14 protein-coding genes are annotated in these 18,961 nt (G+C 47.6%); 7 read left to right on the forward strand and 7 right to left on the reverse strand.

Features of this window, described 5'->3' with window-relative positions:
- Positions 1 to 31: 31 nt before the first annotated feature.
- Positions 32 to 1,633: a cobyric acid synthase gene (locus tag NSQ20_RS07615; protein ID WP_051449630.1), complete on the forward strand. Its 1,602-nt coding sequence runs from the start codon at positions 32 to 34 to the stop codon at positions 1,631 to 1,633.
- 126 nt (positions 1,634 to 1,759) lie between these two features.
- Here the strand turns inward: NSQ20_RS07615 and NSQ20_RS07620 are convergent, their stop codons facing one another.
- The gene (locus NSQ20_RS07620) at positions 1,760 to 3,460 is read right to left on the reverse strand and encodes a methyl-accepting chemotaxis protein (RefSeq protein ID WP_036669134.1); all 1,701 of its coding nucleotides are present in this window, start codon (positions 3,458 to 3,460) and stop codon (positions 1,760 to 1,762) included.
- A gap of 352 nt (positions 3,461 to 3,812) precedes the next feature.
- Between NSQ20_RS07620 and NSQ20_RS07625 the strand changes: the two genes are divergently transcribed.
- From NSQ20_RS07625 to NSQ20_RS07635, 3 genes are all read left to right on the forward strand, one after another.
- Positions 3,813 to 5,210 carry an L-cystine transporter gene (locus NSQ20_RS07625; RefSeq protein ID WP_036669135.1) on the forward strand — a complete coding sequence of 466 codons (1,398 nt, stop codon included), beginning with the start codon at positions 3,813 to 3,815 and terminating at the stop codon, positions 5,208 to 5,210.
- A 374-nt stretch (positions 5,211 to 5,584) separates the two neighbouring features.
- A complete protein-coding gene (locus NSQ20_RS07630) occupies positions 5,585 to 6,268 on the forward strand; it encodes a queuosine precursor transporter (protein WP_036669137.1) in 684 nt (227 codons plus the stop codon).
- A 202-nt stretch (positions 6,269 to 6,470) separates the two neighbouring features.
- Positions 6,471 to 6,824, forward strand: a complete 354-nt coding sequence (locus NSQ20_RS07635; RefSeq protein WP_036669139.1) for a hypothetical protein — start codon at positions 6,471 to 6,473, stop codon at positions 6,822 to 6,824.
- A 290-nt stretch (positions 6,825 to 7,114) separates the two neighbouring features.
- On the opposite strand, the gene NSQ20_RS07640 is transcribed toward NSQ20_RS07635, so the two are convergent.
- On the reverse strand, positions 7,115 to 8,203 hold the full coding sequence (locus NSQ20_RS07640) for a Xaa-Pro peptidase family protein (RefSeq protein ID WP_036669140.1): 1,089 nt from the start codon (positions 8,201 to 8,203) through the stop codon (positions 7,115 to 7,117).
- Positions 8,204 to 8,465: 262 nt separating this feature from the next.
- Here NSQ20_RS07640 and NSQ20_RS07645 point away from each other — a divergent pair, with 262 nt between their 5' ends.
- Positions 8,466 to 9,677 carry a PQQ-dependent sugar dehydrogenase gene (locus NSQ20_RS07645; protein ID WP_036669142.1) on the forward strand — a complete coding sequence of 404 codons (1,212 nt, stop codon included), beginning with the start codon at positions 8,466 to 8,468 and terminating at the stop codon, positions 9,675 to 9,677.
- 300 nt (positions 9,678 to 9,977) lie between these two features.
- Here the strand turns inward: NSQ20_RS07645 and NSQ20_RS07650 are convergent, their stop codons facing one another.
- Both NSQ20_RS07650 and NSQ20_RS07655 read right to left on the reverse strand, forming a co-directional pair.
- Positions 9,978 to 10,709: an MBL fold metallo-hydrolase gene (locus tag NSQ20_RS07650; RefSeq protein WP_051449631.1), complete on the reverse strand. Its 732-nt coding sequence runs from the start codon at positions 10,707 to 10,709 to the stop codon at positions 9,978 to 9,980.
- 56 nt (positions 10,710 to 10,765) lie between these two features.
- Positions 10,766 to 11,308: a hypothetical protein gene (locus tag NSQ20_RS07655; RefSeq protein ID WP_036669147.1), complete on the reverse strand. Its 543-nt coding sequence runs from the start codon at positions 11,306 to 11,308 to the stop codon at positions 10,766 to 10,768.
- Positions 11,309 to 11,412: 104 nt separating this feature from the next.
- Here NSQ20_RS07655 and NSQ20_RS07660 point away from each other — a divergent pair, with 104 nt between their 5' ends.
- A complete protein-coding gene (locus NSQ20_RS07660; protein WP_036669149.1) occupies positions 11,413 to 12,276 on the forward strand; it encodes an SDR family oxidoreductase in 864 nt (287 codons plus the stop codon).
- 47 nt (positions 12,277 to 12,323) lie between these two features.
- Here NSQ20_RS07660 and thrS read toward each other — a convergent pair whose 3' ends face one another.
- From thrS to NSQ20_RS07675, 3 genes are all read right to left on the reverse strand, one after another.
- Positions 12,324 to 14,324, reverse strand: a complete 2,001-nt coding sequence (thrS, locus tag NSQ20_RS07665; RefSeq protein WP_235193758.1) for a threonine--tRNA ligase — start codon at positions 14,322 to 14,324, stop codon at positions 12,324 to 12,326.
- A gap of 472 nt (positions 14,325 to 14,796) precedes the next feature.
- Complete coding sequence (locus tag NSQ20_RS07670; RefSeq protein WP_036669151.1) at positions 14,797 to 16,557, reverse strand: HAMP domain-containing sensor histidine kinase; 1,761 nt, start codon at positions 16,555 to 16,557, stop codon at positions 14,797 to 14,799.
- The gene (locus NSQ20_RS07675) at positions 16,554 to 17,315 is read right to left on the reverse strand and encodes a response regulator transcription factor (protein WP_036669152.1); all 762 of its coding nucleotides are present in this window, start codon (positions 17,313 to 17,315) and stop codon (positions 16,554 to 16,556) included. The genes NSQ20_RS07670 and NSQ20_RS07675 overlap by 4 nt, the downstream gene beginning before the upstream one ends.
- 382 nt (positions 17,316 to 17,697) lie before the next feature.
- Between NSQ20_RS07675 and NSQ20_RS07680 the strand changes: the two genes are divergently transcribed.
- On the forward strand, positions 17,698 to 18,798 hold the full coding sequence (locus NSQ20_RS07680) for a peptidoglycan DD-metalloendopeptidase family protein (protein ID WP_051449633.1): 1,101 nt from the start codon (positions 17,698 to 17,700) through the stop codon (positions 18,796 to 18,798).
- Positions 18,799 to 18,961: the final 163 nt, after the last annotated feature.

Consider the following 18,961-nt stretch of genomic DNA (forward strand, 5'->3'; position numbering starts at 1 on the left):
GAGGTTGGGAGTAAGGTGATCTGGATATAACATGGAGACAGGGGGAGAGAGCGTGGAAGATAGGCCATCACAACCAGCGGCGGTACTGATGCTGCAAGGAACGGCTTCCGATGTGGGCAAAAGTGTCATCACAACGGCATTGTGCCGGATTTTTAAGCAGGATGGCTTCAAGCCTGCTCCGTTCAAGTCACAGAATATGGCACTGAATTCCTATGTGACGGAAGATGGCAAGGAGATTGGTCGGGCTCAGGGGGCACAAGCTGAAGCCTGTGGTATTGAGGCGACAACCGACATGAACCCGATCCTGATTAAGCCCGTACGGGACATGCATTCGCAGATCGTGGTACATGGTGTACCTTTTGCCCAGATGAGTGCATCGGACTACCGTCAGCATTTCCTGCCTGAAGCAAAGCAGACGGTGATGGATGCGCTGAATCGGTTGCGGGATACCTATGATGTGGTGCTGATGGAAGGAGCGGGCAGTCCGGCCGAGATCAATCTGAAGGACCGAGATATCGTCAACATGAATCTGGCAGGCTGGGCCGATGCGCCGGTGATTCTGATCTCCGATATTGATCGGGGCGGAGTGTTTGCTTCCATTGTAGGTACGCTGGAGTTGCTGGAACCCCATGAAGTGGTGCGAGTCAAAGGGTTCATTATCAACAAGTTCCGCGGTGATCTGTCCCTGTTGCAGCCGGGACTCGACTGGCTCGAAGAACGGACAGGCATTCCAGTATTAGGTGTATTGCCTTACATAAGAGATATTCAGATTGAAGCAGAGGATTCGGTGGTACTGGACTCCATGCGTCATGGGAAATCCGGCAAAACCGAGCTGGATCTGGTGGTGATCCGATATCCGCGAATTTCCAACTTTACAGACTTTGACGCACTTTCCCGTGAACCGGATGTGAATGTACGGTACGTGACCTCGCCAGAGGAATTGGGCAGTCCGGATGCCATTCTTCTACCGGGTACAAAGGATACCATAGGTGACCTGGCATTTCTGCGTGAGTCTGGGCTGGAGCAGGCGATTGCCAGTCAGACCGAGCGTGAGCATGTTCAGCTGGTAGGAATATGTGGCGGATACCAGATGCTGGGACGTCATCTGAAGGACCCGTTTGCTGTGGAGGCGAATCAGATCCAGGAAGCAAAAGGACTTGGCTGGCTCCCGCTATCGACAACATTTCTTCAGGAAAAGCAGACCGTCAGAGCTTCCGGACGGGTGCAGCCTGATCACCCGCTTCGTCTGTATGGTGAGCGAGATGTAGCAGATGCTTCATTACCCATTAACGGATATGAGATTCATATGGGCGTTACGGAGTGCCACGAGCCTGAACGTGTAACCGCGTTGTTTGAAATCTCACATCCAGGAGATCAACCTTTCCAAGAAGGCTGGGGCTCAGTAGATGGCAGGGTGTGGGGAACCTACCTGCATGGTTTGTTTGAAAGTGATCAATTCCGACGTTCTTGGCTGAATGCCTTGCGTGCAGGAAAGGGACTGGCTCCACTTCAGGAGACGTATAGTGCGCATGAGCGTAAGGAGATGGAGTTCGATCGGGTAGCTGAATCGTTGCGTTCGGCATTGGATATGAAGCGTGTGTACGAGATTATGGGTGTTCAGGCACCTGAGTGAAACAACAATACCCCCATGTCCGACAAACCGTTCTCTAGAAACGGAATGTTAGCGACATGGGGGTATTGTATATCCTATGATTAAATGAGGTTTAAAACAGGTGATGATAGGTTAATGGTTAACCTGTTAGTTTATTTTGAAATTTTTCATAGCGGATTGCAGCTCTACAGCTTGTTCATGCAGGTGACGAACTGTATTCGAATGTGAATCCATCTCGCTGAGCTGCAGATCTGCTGTTGAAGCAATCTGTAACATGCTCTCACGGGATTTGGTCGTAATCTGTGCCGTTTCTTCAACGGATGCACTCACTTCTTCAGCACCAGCAGATACTTGTTGTGTAGAAGCCGAGACTGTCTGAATGGTCAGATTCACGTTCTGAATCAATTCATTCAGTTGCTGGAAGGCTGAGCCTGCTTGTTGAACGACCGTTGTGCCTGAACCAATCTCCTGGGTTACACGGTTCATGGCATCAACCGAACGTTCAGCATCTTCACGAATGGTACCCAGATAATCCGATATTTCTTCCGTGGCTGTCTTGGATTGCTCGGCAAGTTTGCGAACTTCTCCAGCAACAACAGCGAATCCGCGGCCATGCTCTCCGGCACGTGCTGCTTCGATGGAGGCATTGAGTGACAGCATGTTAATCTGTTTGGTGATCTCAAAAATGGAAGCAACAATGGTGCCGATGGCTACCGAACGTTCATTCATAGTTTCCACATAACGCAACGATTCGCTTGCTGTCTGGCCTACACGCTCCATCTGCTCAATGGCATTCTGAGCCAGTCGGTTACCGTTAACTGCCTCGTTGGCTGCTTCACCAATCTGGTCAGACACTTCAGCGGAAGAAGAAGCAATATGCATGATACCTTGCGTAATTTCTTCCATAGCTCTGGCGTTCTCGGATGCGCTTGACGCAATGCTGATGCTGCCTTTTTCTGCATCTTCTGCAGAGCGGCTGGAGTTTCGAACCATACCGGACATCGATTCAACCCGCTGAAGCAGGTCATTGGAGCCTGATACAACTTCATTGGACGTGGACAAGGCACGGCTAATCATTTCTTTCAGGTTATGCGTCATCGTCTGGAAGCTTGCGGCAAGTTGGGCAATTTCATCTTTACCTTTGATCTCTAGTTCAGCGGTTAGATCACCCTGGGATATTTGTTTACTATGTTGGACGAGCTTGATGATTGGTTTGGTAACTCTTTTGATCATACTAGTGGAGATAAGCCAGCCGAGCACAAACACTAATGCTGTAATCCCAAGACACAACCAGAAAATCTGAGTAATCTTGTCTTGAATGAACTGGGCATCCATGCTCACAGCCATAATCATGTTACTTCCTGCAATGGGGATAAAGGCTGCTTTATGTACACCAAAGGAATCGGAGTAGACCTCACTGATTACCATTTCTTTGTTCTCAATAGCTGCATTCATTGCAGGTTCTACACTAATCTCATCCTGGGCTTTCATGTTTGAGGAAGAGTTTGCCACAACCACTTTGGCTGAGCCATCTTGAATAGCAACAACGTAAGCTGCATCCAGATTATGTTCTTTTGCTTTATCTGCCAGGTACGATTCCACGGTCATGGCAGCACCTTCAGAACCGGCTCCGCCACTCTGTACCTGCAGGATTTTGGATGCTGAAGTATTCTTGTATATATCCTGAATGGACGTGTTTAGGACTTTGTCAAACTGCGGTAGCACGTAGCTTTGAATAATATTCATCGATACGGCGTAAAAACTAATACTGAACAACAGGGAAGCAACCAGCAGAACGAGGAACAAAGTGCCTCTGATTTTACCGGCAACGGTGCGATTACGAAACATATGATCATCCTTTCACGTCATGTTCATTAACATTATCGCTTTTCCGTAATCATAAGACCTATCTACCAATGAAGAAAGACCTAAGTTATACGTTGAGAAAACTTGGGAATAAGCGGATATACCTATATTACAAAATTAACCGGAGGTTGAATAGAACAATTTTCACGATTTAGTGTATTTTTTTCAGAAATAGATGAATCTGTTACATGCATATTACATAATATCAATTAATACCTACCAGAATAGTTTGTTATATGTTATATTGTAAAATGTCTTTGTCGGAAGTACAAAAGATAGAAGAGAAAACTGGATATGTTCCGGTTACACACATGCCTGAGGAGGATTTAAAGAAATGGATACTTTTCTAGTCATATTGAATGTAGTGGTTATACTTGCCTTACTTGGCGTCCTCTACTGGATGCAGAAAAAGCATATCTCCTTTACGAAACGCGTATTTGCGGGTCTGGGACTGGGGGTTGTTTACGGGGTTATTCTCCAATTGGTGTACACATCAGGTTCTGATGTAGTTACGAAATCAGTCGATTGGTTCAATCTGGTCGGTTCAGGATATGTTCGTTTGTTACAAATGGTCGTGATCCCATTGATCATGGTGTCGATCATTTCTGCCATTATGAATCTGAAGGGCAAACAAAATCTCGGCAAGATGAGTGTTTCCATTATTGCCATTCTGTTGATCACCACAGCGATTGCCGCAGGTGTCAGCATTGTAACGAGCCTTGGCTTTAACCTGACTTCCATTGAGATTCAAGGAGGAGACCGGGAGAATGCGCAGATTCAGAAGGTGGAGGAACGGCTTGTTGATGTGAAGGATCAGACCATCCCGCAGCAAGTGCTGGAATTCATTCCTTCGAATCCATTTGCAGATATGACAGGAGAACGTCGTACATCCACACTGGCGGTGGTTATCTTCTCCGCGTTTATCGGTGTAGCCGTTCTTGGACTGGATCGCAAAAAACCTCAGCAGGCGGAGACGTTCCGCGGTATGGTTAATGCGGTATATGCGGTGGTTATGCGAATTGTTACACTGGTGCTGAGGCTTACGCCTTACGGGATTTTAGCACTGATTACAAAGGTAACGGCGACAACCAATGCGGAAGAGATATTAAAGCTCATCAAATTCGTCATTGCGTCCTACGTGGCCCTCATCGTGATGTTTATTATTCATCTGATCATTATCTCGCTGTCCGGCTTCAACCCGGTTACGTATTTAAAGAAGGTGCTACCAACACTGGTATTTGCCTTTACATCCCGTTCAAGTGCAGCGGCGATCCCGCTGAATGTGGAGACACAGACGAAGAAACTCGGCGTATCGGACGGCATTGCGAACCTGTCTGCAAGCTTTGGGGCTACGATTGGGCAAAACGGCTGCGCCGGGATCTATCCGGCCATGCTGGCGGTGATGATTGCTCCGACGGTCGGCATCGACCCGCTGAGCTGGGACTTCATTGTGACTCTGATCCTCGTAGTCATGATCAGTTCGTTTGGTGTGGCTGGCGTTGGCGGCGGGGCAACCTTCGCTTCCCTAATCGTATTGTCCACCATGAATCTGCCTGTGGCTCTGGTTGGACTGCTCATTTCCGTGGAGCCGCTGATCGACATGGGTCGTACAGCGCTTAACGTGAACGGGTCGATGACATCAGGACTCGTGACGAGCAGAATTTTGAAGGAAAACGATCGGGACACGTTTAACGATCAGAGCCGTGAGCTGGATTCTGCGGCTCAGGCTTAATACAAAATGGATTAGATAGAAGCTCACATTAAGATAACTAGAGCCGTCTACAAATCAAGTAAGAAAAGCCGTCCTTCGGTGGAATCCGGAGGGCGGTTTTTTTGCGGCAATCAAACTATGCTGTGCACAGTGGTGAAGGGGTCTTCTTTTTCTATACATGGTGCAAGGGGAATAGAGGTAGGAAAAACTAGTATGGTCGAGAGGGAAGCGGGAGGAATATAGAAGGGGTCGTAGTCACTCAGGCACGCTTGGAGTTATTTAGTTCTGTTCATGGGACGAGAAATGTGATAGAGTATTCATGTTTTGGCCCTGAGCCAAACCGCGGTTCGTAACCATCCCGCGTAATCAAAACTAGGAAGGCAGTGTATGTATTTATGTTTAACTTAGGGTGGGGAGCAGTTTTTGTTCTCGTAACTTATGGATTTTTCCTGTTGTGTTACCGCTTGTTCGGTAAAAAAGGTCTCTATGCCTGGATTGGTGTGGCTACGGTTATAGCCAACATTCAGGTGACCAAAACGATAGATATCATGGGAATTGTGCTGACGCTTGGTAACACGATGTATGTCAGCATGTACCTGACCAGTGACCTTCTTAATGAGAAATATGGACCAGGTGAGGCACGCAAAGCCGTATGGTTCGGGTTTTTCACGCTCATCATGACAACGGTTCTGATGCAGATGGTGTTGTTCTTTGAACCGGCACCAACGGACTTTGCACAGGAATCTATGGCGAAGCTGTTTGGACTGCTGCCACGTTTGGCACTCGGAAGTCTGACGGCATACTTCATAAGCCAGTTCCTGGATGTTCGATTGTACTCTTGGCTGCGCAAGGTGGCCCCAGGGCGCAATCAGTTGTGGATACGCACCAACGGTAGTTCGATCATCAGTTCATTTGTGGATACACTGGTGTTCTGCACGATCGCGTTTGCGTTCATCTACCCTTGGGATGTTTGGCTGGAAATCTTCCTGACTACGTATGTTATCAAATTTGTATTAACTGCGGTCGGAACGCCATTTCTGTATGCTGCACGTAGCTTTAAGTTTAAGGATGAAGCTTAGACAATATTCAAAGAGTATCACTTAAAAAAAACCTCTGCGCGGTCAATTGTAATTCGGACTCTGCAAGGGTTTTTTTCATAGAAAAGACCCGAAACAAGAAAAATCCTTTTTACATTTTTATGAAAAAGTTATAATATAAACGACCTGTCGTTATGAGCGTGTATCAATAGGAATGATCATTTCATACAAAGGGGAATCGCACATGTACTCTACACTGCGTTATACACTGGAAAGCAATGGCACAACCTACGAGAATGATAACATTAATGCTTCGTTATTGGTGGAGTTGATCTCCAATCTGGAATTGCAGGAATTCGTAGTACTTCAACCTTCGGAGCTGGTGGAGGGAAGTATGTATATGCAGGCTGCTGCGCTTGAGGAACCAGGGCAGATGGTGGCGGAGATTCGTTTGCAGGAAGGCGAGGACGGTTTCCGACATTACAGCTGCAGAACAACAGATACGACTGGGATTATTCAATGGTTTCTGGATTACTGGGGGAAGCAACAGCTGCCACAGCTGGAGTCTTGGCAGGATATTACGCATGAGTTTGACTAATGGTAAATGAGTGAGCAGGAATAAAATTACGTAGAATGCAGACGGAGTAATTTAGGATATGCTTTGTATTAATTAAAATCCCGCAACCCATGATATTCATGGATTTGCGGGATTTTTGTGTTCGCGTGTGTACTTGCTACTTTTTCTGTATACAGGCCTGAGGCGTACGCGAAAAGAGTATATTATTTTGAAGATACAGTTCAGCACAGTTTCGTGCAGTTTAGTTCATGATGCATAATATCGGCTGAGCATTGATGTATATGGGCTGTTTTGACATAGATCCAATTGGATTAGTCGCTAAGGATTTGCAGTTCTTTTGGATATGTCGTCAGAACTTCGATACCCGTCTCGGTCACAATTACATCATCTTCGATACGGACGCCGCCTGCTGCGGTATAGATGCCCGGTTCAATCGTGAATACGGTACCTTCATTCAGGATGTCCATATTCTCTCCATGGAGAGAAGGATACTCATGTACGTCGATACCCAATCCATGGCCTACTCTATGCATAAAGCGCTCGCCGTATCCCGCTTCTTCCGTGACCTGGCGTGCTGCACGATCCACTTCGGCGCAGGTGATGCCTGGTTTCACGATTTGGATAGCAGCTTCGTTCGCTGCGAGTACAGTGTTATAGATGGTTTTGAGTTCAGGTGAGATGTCACCAAAGGCGAATGTACGTGTGATATCCGAGGCATATCCTCCAGCATACACACCCATATCAAACATCAACAGGTCACCATGTTGCAGTTTCCGTTCACCGGGTGTACCGTGTGGCAGACCTGTTTTGGGTCCCGTGAGCACCATGGTATCAAAGGAAGGGCCGTCGGCACCCAGCTTTTTCATCTGATACTCCATCTCGGCGACAAGTTCGATCTCGGTTACACCTGTGCGAACATGAGAGAGTCCTTGACGCAATGTTTCTTCAATCAGATAAATGGCGTGGCGAATGCGGGCTACCTCATCCGGTGTTTTTTTCACACGTAATGTGCGAAGCAGGGGGCCAACATCTTCAAAGCTGGCAGCACCTAGCGCGGCGGTCAGCTGCTCATAACGTGCGACCGTCACGTATTCTTTCTCGAGACCAACTCGGCCCAAGCGCCCCTGATAACGATCAAACAAAGCGTATGGATTATCCGTATCCGTGTGAGTGGCAATGTTGGATACCGAAGAAGCGGCTGCGGCAGCTTCAGCATCGAGCGCAGGTACAATCAACAGGGGCTCTTCGCCGCGTGCGAGAACCAGACCTAGGAAGCGTTCATGCGGATTGCTCGCAAATCCAGTTAAATAGTAGATATGTTTTGGATCTGTGATCAGCATGGCGTCCAATCCTTGCCCGGACAGATTGGCTTCAAGACGAGATAAAGGGTTTTGATTCATAAGTGTAGTTGTCCACCTTTCCATTCATACTATCCTTCTATTATAAAAGATTATGATGGAATTCCAAACCGCAGTGATTTCATGTCCTCGAAATCCCTTGAATTCTCGGTTTAAGTGGTTGGTATGAAGGGTAATACAGGGCGAAACCGCTTTACAGATGAATAATAACACCACAACTATAGCGAACAATAAGTTAACAATACGTTGAAGCTTGGCTTATTTATTTTATACAGAAGAACGAAATACGAAGGGAGATGTAATCATGAATAATCGAGTAACCGTTCCGCTGTATGCTTCATTATTAAGTGTGGCACTGTTAACCGCGTCATGTTCTTCAGGCGAACCTTCTACGGGAGGAACAGAGCAGACGTCTCAGGGACAGGGAACAGGTCAGGGACAGACGGCCAACGGAGGCAATACCGGTGCAAGTGGAAATGAGAGTGGAGCGCAGGGAGAGACGGTTATTCCGTATCAGGCTTCCGTACTGGTTGAAGGATTGAATGCACCATGGGAGATTGTGAGTGTGCCTGATGGTCGGATGTTTGTAACGGAACGCCCTGGTGCGATTCGGGCCATTGAGGATGGAAAACTAGCCCCTGAACCACTGATTGAATTCTCAGCCCCATTTAATGAAGAAGGTGAGGGAGGTCTGTTGGGTCTTGCAGCTGATCCGGACTTCGAGGATAACGGTTATTTGTATGCATACCACTCCTACCTGGAAGGCGACGACATTGCGAATCGAGTGTTACGTCTCAAGGTGAATGATGGCAAAGCGGTCATAGATCAAGAGTTGCTTGGTAACATTCCAGGCGGAACAAATCATAACGGTGGGCGGATCAAAATTGGCCCGGACAAGTTGCTCTATATCACGACAGGTGAACGTTATGAACCGGAATTGTCACAGAACGAAGATAGCCTTGGAGGTAAAATATTGCGGATAGGTCTCGATGGATCGATCCCGGCAGACAACCCATGGCCGAATTCACCTGTATACAGTATGGGACACCGTAACGCACAGGGACTGGCATGGAATCCGGACAACGGTTACCTCTATTCTACCGAGCATGGTCAGCGGAATCATGATGAGATTAACCGGATTGTAGCTGGTGAGAATTATGGCTGGCCCGAGGTGGAGGGAGACGACGATGACAATGGCGCATATCAGGCTCCGCTTGCACATAGTGGGAACGATACATGGGCGCCGTCTGGTGTAGCTTTTGTAGAAGAAGGACCTTGGGCTGGATCAATGATTGCTGCAAATCTGCGTGGAGAGCAGCTGCTGAAGGTCACTCTTTCGGAAGATGGCACACAGGTGGAGAAGGTGGAACCCATCTTCGAAGATGAATGGGGCCGGATTCGCAATGTGAGTGCTGGTGAGGACGGGAAGTTGTATGTGCTTACGAACAATCGGGATGGACGGGGATCACCACGAGATGGAGATGACAAGCTGATTGTACTTACTCCGGAGAGTTGAGTCGGGGTTAAGGGGAAAGATACTGTGCAGATGCCAGGTGTAATATAAGATACTGCGTGCATACCGTGCGCAATAGGTGCTACCATACGGTCAACTCCAGTGCAGTAGTAGAAATGCGTGGTTAATTAATTAAAGGAGCTGTCCCCGTCAAATTCATGACTTATGGGACAGCTCCTTTATTGTAATGTATGTGTCATCCTAATCTTGAATGAGCTACAACGCACAATGCCGCACGAAGAGAAACAACGTTAACAGGATGCTTGTGTCATTCCAAAAATACTCACAAGTCCGCGTTCTTTACTATTCTGCGCTCTCCGCAAGTGTGGCAATACGCTGAGCCGGATCATTCATGTACTCTCCACCGTGATAACAGAGAACCTTATTGAGCTTAAGGTCGGTCAGTTTCTTCAGGCTTCGCAGCGCTTCAGGCATGTCCGGTGTCGCTTGTGGTGCAGGGCCAACCAGTTCATCATCAACCACACGAAGTTCATCGGCAGCGAGCAGGAACTGTTGCTCCCCGAAATACAGGCAGATATGGCCTGGCGTATGTCCCGGTGTATGAATGACCTGTGTACCACCTTGAAGGGGTAATATGTCCCCGTCTGCCAGCGTTCTGCTAATGTTCACTTCAGGCAACTGCAAGAGCAGTTGATCTGCCAGTGCCAAAACGGGCGCGGGCAGCAGAGCACGACGTTCAGGTGTGAATTTGATCAAAGGCTTCTCACCGGTTAGATATGGAATCTCATCGGCATGTGCCCAGATTTCCAGATCAGGGATGGCATCCAGCAGAGCACCCACGTTACCGATATGATCGATGTCCTGATGAGTAATAATCACACGTTTGACGTCCGAGAGCTGTACGCCCTCTTGTTCCAATGCGGATTGAAGTTCTGCAAATTGTCCGATCATGCCTGTATCCACCAAGGTAACGCCATCTACATCACGAAGCATGACGGGGAATATGGGGCTGTTCCCGGAAGGTGTGGGAATCTGAAGATTTAGCACAGTAATCGAAGTTGTTGGATGGCTCATGGTTATTCGGACCGTAGTCCGGTACACCTCCTTATATTTTTTAGCGATGATTGTTGTTATTCAGGGCGATTATATTTCAAGTGTTTTCTATATTTTTTAACGGTATGGAGCAGTGCTTCGAACGTTTCTTCTTCATTACTGCCGTCCTTAACGATGGTGACAAATGAGAAATTATCATGAACAAGTTTGTTCCTCGTCTGAAACACCAGACTAAGGGCTTCAGCGAAGTTTTCTTTTTCGGGTTCCAGAGCAATAAACTCTTTACTCAGTTCGGACTGAATAATCTCCATATTGGAGCGTGCACGGTAGGCAGGAGTTTTCATCAGCTGGGTCGAATTAAACTTTTTCTGATATACGTCTCTATACAGTTGATGTAACATTTGTTCAATAATGGCGCATAGTTCGATGACCAGTGAAGCATATCTTCGGTTTTTGCGTTTTCGGGTGAAGTCACGTGTTTCTTCTTTGTCCAAAATACCGTATTTTTCATACAGCGTAGAATCAACGTTCTGCAAGATTTCCTGATAATCCTGTTCGAGTAGTGCGATTTCAAGTTTGGCTTGTTTTTTAACTTTTTTAAAATCTTCTTTGGTCAGCATACTTGTCCTCCCATGGAAACCGAGATGTGATCCTATCATTATCTCATATTGTCCGTCGTCGCGCCTCTAATTTCGGAACCTCAGGTTCAGAAGGGAAGTACCTCATGTCCAATCAGACAGCAATTGTAACAGGAGCTAACTCAGGTATGGGGTTGGCAACCACCATTGAACTTGCAAGGCAAGGATATCGCGTAATTATGGCATGCCGCAGTGAGAAGCGCGGACAGGAGGCTCTTCAGGAAGCTGTGCGTCAGTCCGGTTCTTCTGCGATTGAATTGATACTGTGTGACCTGGGTTCACTCGAAAGTATACGCCAGTTTGCCGGCACATTCCGCGAGCGTCATGATCACCTTGACGTTCTGGTTAATAATGCGGGGGTAGTGATGGTTAAGCGGAAGGAAACCTCAGACGGGTTCGAACAAAGTATCGGTATTAACCATCTGGGACATTTCCTGCTGACCTTACTTTTGATAGAACCTCTGAAAGCTGCGAAGCAGGGACGGGTTGTGAACGTTTCGTCAGGTGCCTACAAGGCCGGCAAAATCCACTTCGAAGATCCACATCTGCACAAAGGTTATAATCCGATCAAAAGTTATGCTCAATCCAAACTGGCGAACGTGCTGTTCACTCGTGCACTGGCTAGCAAACTGTCAGGTACGTCTGTCACAGTGAACTGTCTACACCCTGGTGCGGTGGGAACGAGTATTGGCGTAGATCGCAATACCGGATTTGGCACACGCATTATGGCGTTTGCAGGTAAACTTCCATTCTTTCTGTCCCCTGAAGAAGGGGCGCGAACGGCTGTTTATCTGGCCACAAGCCCTGAAGTCGTCGGCATCACCGGTCGTTACTTCTATCAACAGAAAGAGCAGCAGCTGAAGGCACATGCCGTTGACGATGCTTCAGCTGAGCGTTTCTGGACGTGGAGCGAAGAACAGGTGGGGCTAAGAGATGACGAGAAGTTGTAATTCAGCACAAGCTGATGAGTGACCCATGAAAAGAGTCGTTACATCTTTTATACTTTTGCTTTTACAGCTTGTTGAATCATTTCAATAACAGCTTCAATACGTTGAATGCCTTGATCTCCCTGACCGTGTGCACGGACAGAGGCGGATGAGGCATTTTTCTCATTCTCACCAAGTACGAGCGAATAAGGCACTTTTTCCATCTGGGCTTCACGGATTTTGTATCCGAGCTTCTCGCTGCGAAGATCTGTTTCTACCCGAATGCCCGCAGCCCGGAGCTCGCTCTGTACTTGGAGCGCATAGTCTGCGTAATGATCTGATACAGGCAGCAGCTTCACTTGTACAGGTGCGAGCCAGAGTGGAAATGCTCCTGCATAGTGTTCAGTCAGGATGCCGATGAAACGATCGATGGAACCGTAGATGGCACGATGGATCACGACAGGACGGTGTTTCAGACTATCTTCGCCAATGTAAGTGAGGTCGAACTTCTCCGGCATTTGAAAATCAAGCTGGATTGTTCCGCACTGCCAGCTGCGCTTCAGCGCATCAAGGATATGAAAGTCAATTTTCGGTCCATAAAAGGCACCGTCCCCTTCGTTAATGCGATACTCCACGCCCCGACGATCCAGAACATTTTGCAAAGCTCTTTCAGCTTGATCCCACAGTTCTTCCGATCCCATGGAATCTTCCGGGCGAGTGGACAATTCAATCTTATATTCGAACCCAAAGATGTCGTACATACGTCCGATCAGTGAGATCGCCTGATTGATCTCGTCTTCGATCTGCTCTGGCATGACGTAGAGATGGGCATCATCCTGGCAGAATGTCCGCACACGCATCATACCGTTCAGGGCACCTGAGAATTCATGGCGGTGAACCTGACCAAATTCCATCATGCGAATGGGTAATTCGCGATAGGAATGAAGTGTGTTTTTGAAGATCAGCATGTGTCCAGGACAGTTCATCGGTTTCAGTGCAAAAGTGGCATCGTCCACTTCCGAGAAATACATGTTGTCCTTGTAATGCTCCCAATGGCCGGATTGCTCCCACAGCCGGTTGTTCATCATGAGAGGAGTCCGAACTTCCTGATAACCTTCCTGTAATTGCAGCTCACGCGAGAATTGCTCCAGTTCAGTGCGAACAGTCATGCCTTTGGGTAGATAAAAGGGCATGCCGGGCGCTTCTTCGGAGAACATGAACAGTTCAAGCTCTTTGCCAAGTTTACGGTGATCCCGTTTCTTCGCTTCTTCGAGCATGTGCAGATGTTCATCCAGTTGGGCTTTGTTCGGGAAAGCAGTGCCGTAGATGCGTTGCAACATCTTATTATCCGAGTTCCCCCGCCAGTACGCACCAGCTACATTCAACAGCTTGAACGCTTTGATCCGACCAGTGGATGGAAGATGGGGACCGCGACACAGATCGAAGAACTCTCCTTGATCATAGATCGAAAGCTCGGCGTCCTCTGGCAAATCCTGAATGAGTTCAAGCTTGTAGGGGTCCTGGATTTCTCCGAAGATACGGAGGGCTTCTTCCCGGCTAACGACCCGCCGACTGATCTTTTCATTTTCCTGAATAATTTTGTTCATTTCCCGTTCAATGGCAGCCAAATCACTGATGGACAAGGCATGATCCAGATCAACATCGTAATAGAATCCATCTTCAATGACTGGGCCGATACCCAGTTTCACTTGTTCTGCACCGTAGATGCGTTTGAGTGCCTGTGCGAGCACATGTGCTGCGCTGTGACGATAACGATACAGACCTTCCGCACTTTCTAAAGTAACGATAACAAGTTCGCAATCTTGCTGGAGCACCCAATCGAGATCGACATTTTGACCATCTACAATACCGCCGATAGCCTGTTTCCCAAGACTTGTGCTGATAGATGAGGCAACCGCACCTACAGTGATGCCTGCTTCGTAAGAACGTATCGCGCCACCTTGCAGATGGACCTCAATGGAATGACTGGATGGTTGAAGATCATTTGCTTGGTTGTTTATTTCGTTACCTGATTTGTTGCTTACTGAGTTACTGTTTTCTTGTTTGCTCATGTGAACCACTCTCCATTTCTTAAAATGAAAGCGCAAAAAACACCCGTCCCGGAAAAGGGACGAGTGCGCTTGGCTCGTGGTTCCACCCTAATTTTGGTTATGGTGCACCCTGCTCTCGGCCAGCCGCCGGAACAGAAAACATCATAACCCTCATTGGAATCCGTTATCGGGGATCAGGCGGTGAACTCTACTGGCAGCATGCCAAACATCCGAGGGAAGTTCGAAATGCTGAGGTTCGAGGTCACGGCTGCAGAGGGGTAATTCCGGTCCGTTCGCTGAAGAAGGTTTCACCAATCCCCTCTCTCTCTGGGCAGCACGCAAACGAAATCATGTCTCTGGTCATCGCCAAATATGTTAGGTCAACTCATTCAAATTATTCTGAAATGTGTTGCATTCAATATTAATATATTGGAACAGGTGTTATTGAGTGTCGATTATATAGACTGAAAATGGAAAGGTCAAGCGGAACATTTTAATTGGTTTCGGACGGCCCATCCCATATTAAGCGAATGATCGTTCCTTCACCAGGGGTGGACTGTACCTCAATACGACCATTCATGGCTTCGATCAAACCTTTGGTTACCGCCATGCCCAGCCCTGATCCAACGTCCGATGTACCTGTATCTGTACCGCGATAGTATCGTTCAAATAACTTCCATACCATCTCGGAGTCCATGCCTCTTCCATTATCGGCAAACTGAATGCTGAATTCATCTGCTTGCTTACCTGAATGCACACTGACAACCAGGATGGACTCGGGCGGATTATGAAGAAGGGCATTGGCGGTCAGATTATCCACAATTCGTTCAAACGACGGAATATGGACAAGTCCATACACAGGCACTTCAGAAGGTTGGAATAGGATGCGACCTTCTCCATATGCCGGATTCCGTTCAGCGCGCTGGACCAGATCACGGAGCAACGTATTTACGTCAGTCTCTTCCACTGCAGGTTGATATCCACCACTGCGTAATCGATAGGTCATGGCAAGGTCGTTGACAAGCCTGTCCATATACATGGACTTATCGAGCATTATGCCTGCGAATTCCCTGACTTCCTCCGCGGTCCAGCTATACTTATCCGCCTCAAGCATATGAGCATATCCCTGAATGGAGGAGAGGGGTGTCTTCAGGTCATGTGTTATGCCAGCGATCCACTCCTCCCGCAGAGAATCGGTCTGTTTCCGAAGTTCTTCATCTTGCTTCAAAGTGTGAGACAGGGCCTGCATGGAGCGAAGCACTTCAGCATACACGTTGTATTTTCGTTTCCATTTTCCGTTACGACGCTGACTGCGAGGCACTCCAGAGGCTCCGGCAGGTTCCTCGTAATGTCCTCGCTCCAGACGTTGTAACCATTGGAGCATATGCAGCATGGGTGAGCCAAATCGGTTGGCATACCAGAAGGCAAGCAAAATGAGCAGCATGATGATAGACACGATCAATACAACCAATGCCGGTTCCAGAATAAAACTGTAGGGGTTTTGAGTTCCGGTCGTCAATGGATCACCAGGTATGCTAATCAGCCAGGTGGTTTCATTCTGTTCGTCGTACCACGTTGCAACAGACATACCTGATCGACTCGGATAGCGAATTTGCAGAACCAGTTCCTGAATGGTGTATTCGCTTGGTACGCCCATGGCTGGTTTGTTATAGGAGGAGAGTTCGCTTCCTGATGCGTCCAATACTTGAAGATAAGCATTGGCGGCACGGAGGGCCTCCTGTTGGTCGGGCTGAAGATTAAGCTTCCCGTTGGTGAAAGCAAGGTCTGAACGAATGTTATTCATTAAGGACTTGGCCGGGTTACTCTCGCCATATAACAAGGTGAAGTTCTTCCCGTTTTTCTCCCGGATCAGCATGACGATCTGATAAGGAAAAGGCTTCTGGCCTTCCCAGTATGCAATCAATTCCCCCGGTTTATAGTGAGTAGGAACATCGGCGGGTGTGTGGTATTCATCAATGGCGTAACCTTGTTCATCCAAAACTTGGAGCCAGCCTTGATATTTATCCACTTGCTTTAGCAATTCGGGGTCATATCGGATCGTATCATCCGGCATGATTTCTGCTGTACTAATCAATTGGTCCAGACCATTGGCAGCAAAATCATCTACCAGATTCACTTCATTTACCTTTTGCACGACCCAGTAAGTGGCTACAGACCCAAGCAGGATGATAAGAACGACTGCACCGGCAAGCATCCCGATAAACCGGGTCATTAACCTGCGACGAATACTCATGGGCGTGACACATGTTCCGGCTGAATCAGTTTGTACCCCAGACCCCGGACGTTAACAAGAAACACCGGATTGGAAGGATCGGCTTCAATGCGCTCCCGAATGCGGTGAATATGAACCATCACAGTATTGTCATCACTAATGGCTTCCGAGCCCCAGACCCGCTCATATAGATCTGATTTGGTGAAGATTCGATTGGGATGTTTGCAGAAAAAGAGTAACAGTTGGAACACAAGTGCCGGACAAGATACGGACTCACCTTCAACACGAAGTTCACCAGCCCACTCCAGCACTTGAAACCGTCCAAAGTCGTACACGCCTTCCGATGTGCTGGGAGATGACGTATTTACGTTAGATGGGACGTGATTCGAGATCGCTGCGGTTTTAGATGGTAAATAACGCTTCAGTAATGATTTAATTCGAGCAACGACTTCCAGCGGATTAAAGGGTTTGGCGACATAATCGTCGCCACCAACGGCGAATCCGGTTAATTTGTCATAATCGGTTGTTTTGGCCGTTAGAAACAGGATAGGCGCATCGGTGACCTGCCGTAGAAAAGGACAGATTTCCAGTCCGCTTTTGCCAGGAAGCATGATGTCGAGCACGATGCAATGATACGTCTTGTTGTTGCATGCCTCCATGGCAGCTTCGCCTGTTGTAACGGTATCAATATCGAGAAACTGCTCTTTGAGCAGAACGGTTTTGAGCATATGCAGAATAGCCTGTTCATCATCCACAAGCAGTAATGAGACGTTATCCATAGTTTAAAATTGACCTCCTGATCCTTCCGTTGTGTGTATTGCTAATCATACCATCCAAGAGGGCTGTATAACGTATGAGCTATCTTAACGGAATCTTAATTATACAGCCTCAAAAGGCGTTGCAAGTTTAACTACATGTAAGATGGGGTTAGACGAAGGATAAGACTCATTCTGTACACTTAACTGGAAAGTATAACGATCAGGGCGTGTCTAAAAACTCTGAAGGAAGCAGATTTTGCCGAATTTTCGTTCCAAGCAAGGAAGTTTTCCGCAGGCGTGCCGGGGCACGTCAAGGGAAATTGACGTAGCAGGGGGCGAAAAGGCGGTAAAAGATGCACTTCAGCGAGTTTTGAGACACGTCCTAGCAGAAGGGATGTTGAGAATGAACAGAGAAGATCATCTGAAATCAGAGCAACATACACATTCGAAATTACAGAATAAAAGGGGCTGGAAGGTGCTTGTGATTACCCTTGGAGCTTGCGTGATATTGTCTGCTTGTGGCAACAGCAACTCGATTACTTCCGACGAGGCGGAGCTACAGTCAGCCGAACAGGCGTCCAATAATGAAGCGAGCGAGAACTCCAATCAGGAGCAGAACTCAAGTTCAGAGGTGAGCGCGGTGGTTACACCGGACAATTTCATAGATACGCTGATGAACGGTTCAAAGGATGCAATCTATAATCAATTCTCTCCCGAATTGAAGGGGACGTTAACGCTTGAACAGTTCAAAACGACGGCCGATCCTTTTTTGGAGGGTGTTGAATCATGGGAGCAAGTGGTAGACGCCAAAATGAATCAAATATCTGAGGTGGCCTGGAAGGATCAGACTGGGACGAAAGGAATTCGAGCCTATTTTTCCGAAGAAAATCAAATTGAAGGTCTCTCGATCCAACCGCTGCAAGCTCATGAGGACACGGATGCCAAATTCTCCAAAACGGAATTTCAATTGCCGATGAAGGGGGAATGGTACGTATTCTGGGGAGGCAATGATGCCTTGTCAAACTATCATTATGAGCACGAAACGCAGCGTTATGCACTGGATATCGTTCGGACCAAAGAACAATCCAGTTATCAAGGTGATGCAACGGCAAACGAAAACTATTATGCTTTTGGTGAACCACTCTATGCAGCTGCCGATGGTACTGTCGTCGATATCAAGAACGATATACCGGACAATGTGCCGGGTGTCATGAATCCGGAAGAACCGGCCGGTAACTATGTGGTAATCGACCATGGCAACAGTGAATACAGCATCACAGGACACATCAAGAAAGGCAGTGTTTCGGTCAAAAAAGGAGATAAGCTCAAGCAGGGAGACCCTATCGGTGAGCTTGGTAATTCGGGGAACTCCAGTGAAGCTCATCTGCATTTCCAGGTTTCGGACGGCCCGGATCTGTTCACATCTCGCTCAATTAACATTCGTTGGGCAGACCAGAGTCAGCAGTTAACTCGTGGGAACACAATTCAGGGACTTCCAGAGTAATGCTATATATAAGTTAAAGCATTGAATTTACACTGGACTACTACGCGGTCAGAACCATCTTCGGATCGCTGTTATCCCCAGATTTTATTGATTCCCTTATATAAAGGGGCAAATCCGGGGATAAAGGCGCAGTGTATGCTTCCGAAGTAGCTTTCTTGCAGAA

Source organism: Paenibacillus sp. FSL K6-1122, assembly GCF_037977015.1.
In the GTDB taxonomy this organism is placed as follows: Bacteria; Bacillota; Bacilli; order Paenibacillales; family Paenibacillaceae; genus Paenibacillus; species Paenibacillus amylolyticus.

What these genes read in the sequence shown, in the direction of transcription:
- NSQ20_RS07615 (WP_051449630.1), top strand. Translation starts at nt 32, where the DNA reads ATGGAGACAGGGGGAGAGAGCGTGGAAGATAGGCCATCACAACCAGCG.
- NSQ20_RS07620 (WP_036669134.1), bottom strand. Translation starts at nt 3,460, where the DNA reads ATGTTTCGTAATCGCACCGTTGCCGGTAAAATCAGAGGCACTTTGTTC.
- NSQ20_RS07625 (WP_036669135.1), top strand. Translation starts at nt 3,813, where the DNA reads ATGGATACTTTTCTAGTCATATTGAATGTAGTGGTTATACTTGCCTTA.
- NSQ20_RS07630 (WP_036669137.1), top strand. Translation starts at nt 5,585, where the DNA reads ATGTTTAACTTAGGGTGGGGAGCAGTTTTTGTTCTCGTAACTTATGGA.
- NSQ20_RS07635 (WP_036669139.1), top strand. Translation starts at nt 6,471, where the DNA reads ATGTACTCTACACTGCGTTATACACTGGAAAGCAATGGCACAACCTAC.
- NSQ20_RS07640 (WP_036669140.1), bottom strand. Translation starts at nt 8,203, where the DNA reads ATGAATCAAAACCCTTTATCTCGTCTTGAAGCCAATCTGTCCGGGCAA.
- NSQ20_RS07645 (WP_036669142.1), top strand. Translation starts at nt 8,466, where the DNA reads ATGAATAATCGAGTAACCGTTCCGCTGTATGCTTCATTATTAAGTGTG.
- NSQ20_RS07650 (WP_051449631.1), bottom strand. Translation starts at nt 10,709, where the DNA reads ATGAGCCATCCAACAACTTCGATTACTGTGCTAAATCTTCAGATTCCC.
- NSQ20_RS07655 (WP_036669147.1), bottom strand. Translation starts at nt 11,308, where the DNA reads ATGCTGACCAAAGAAGATTTTAAAAAAGTTAAAAAACAAGCCAAACTT.
- NSQ20_RS07660 (WP_036669149.1), top strand. Translation starts at nt 11,413, where the DNA reads ATGTCCAATCAGACAGCAATTGTAACAGGAGCTAACTCAGGTATGGGG.
- thrS (WP_235193758.1), bottom strand. Translation starts at nt 14,324, where the DNA reads ATGAGCAAACAAGAAAACAGTAACTCAGTAAGCAACAAATCAGGTAAC.
- NSQ20_RS07670 (WP_036669151.1), bottom strand. Translation starts at nt 16,557, where the DNA reads ATGAGTATTCGTCGCAGGTTAATGACCCGGTTTATCGGGATGCTTGCC.
- NSQ20_RS07675 (WP_036669152.1), bottom strand. Translation starts at nt 17,315, where the DNA reads ATGGATAACGTCTCATTACTGCTTGTGGATGATGAACAGGCTATTCTG.
- NSQ20_RS07680 (WP_051449633.1), top strand. Translation starts at nt 17,698, where the DNA reads ATGAACAGAGAAGATCATCTGAAATCAGAGCAACATACACATTCGAAA.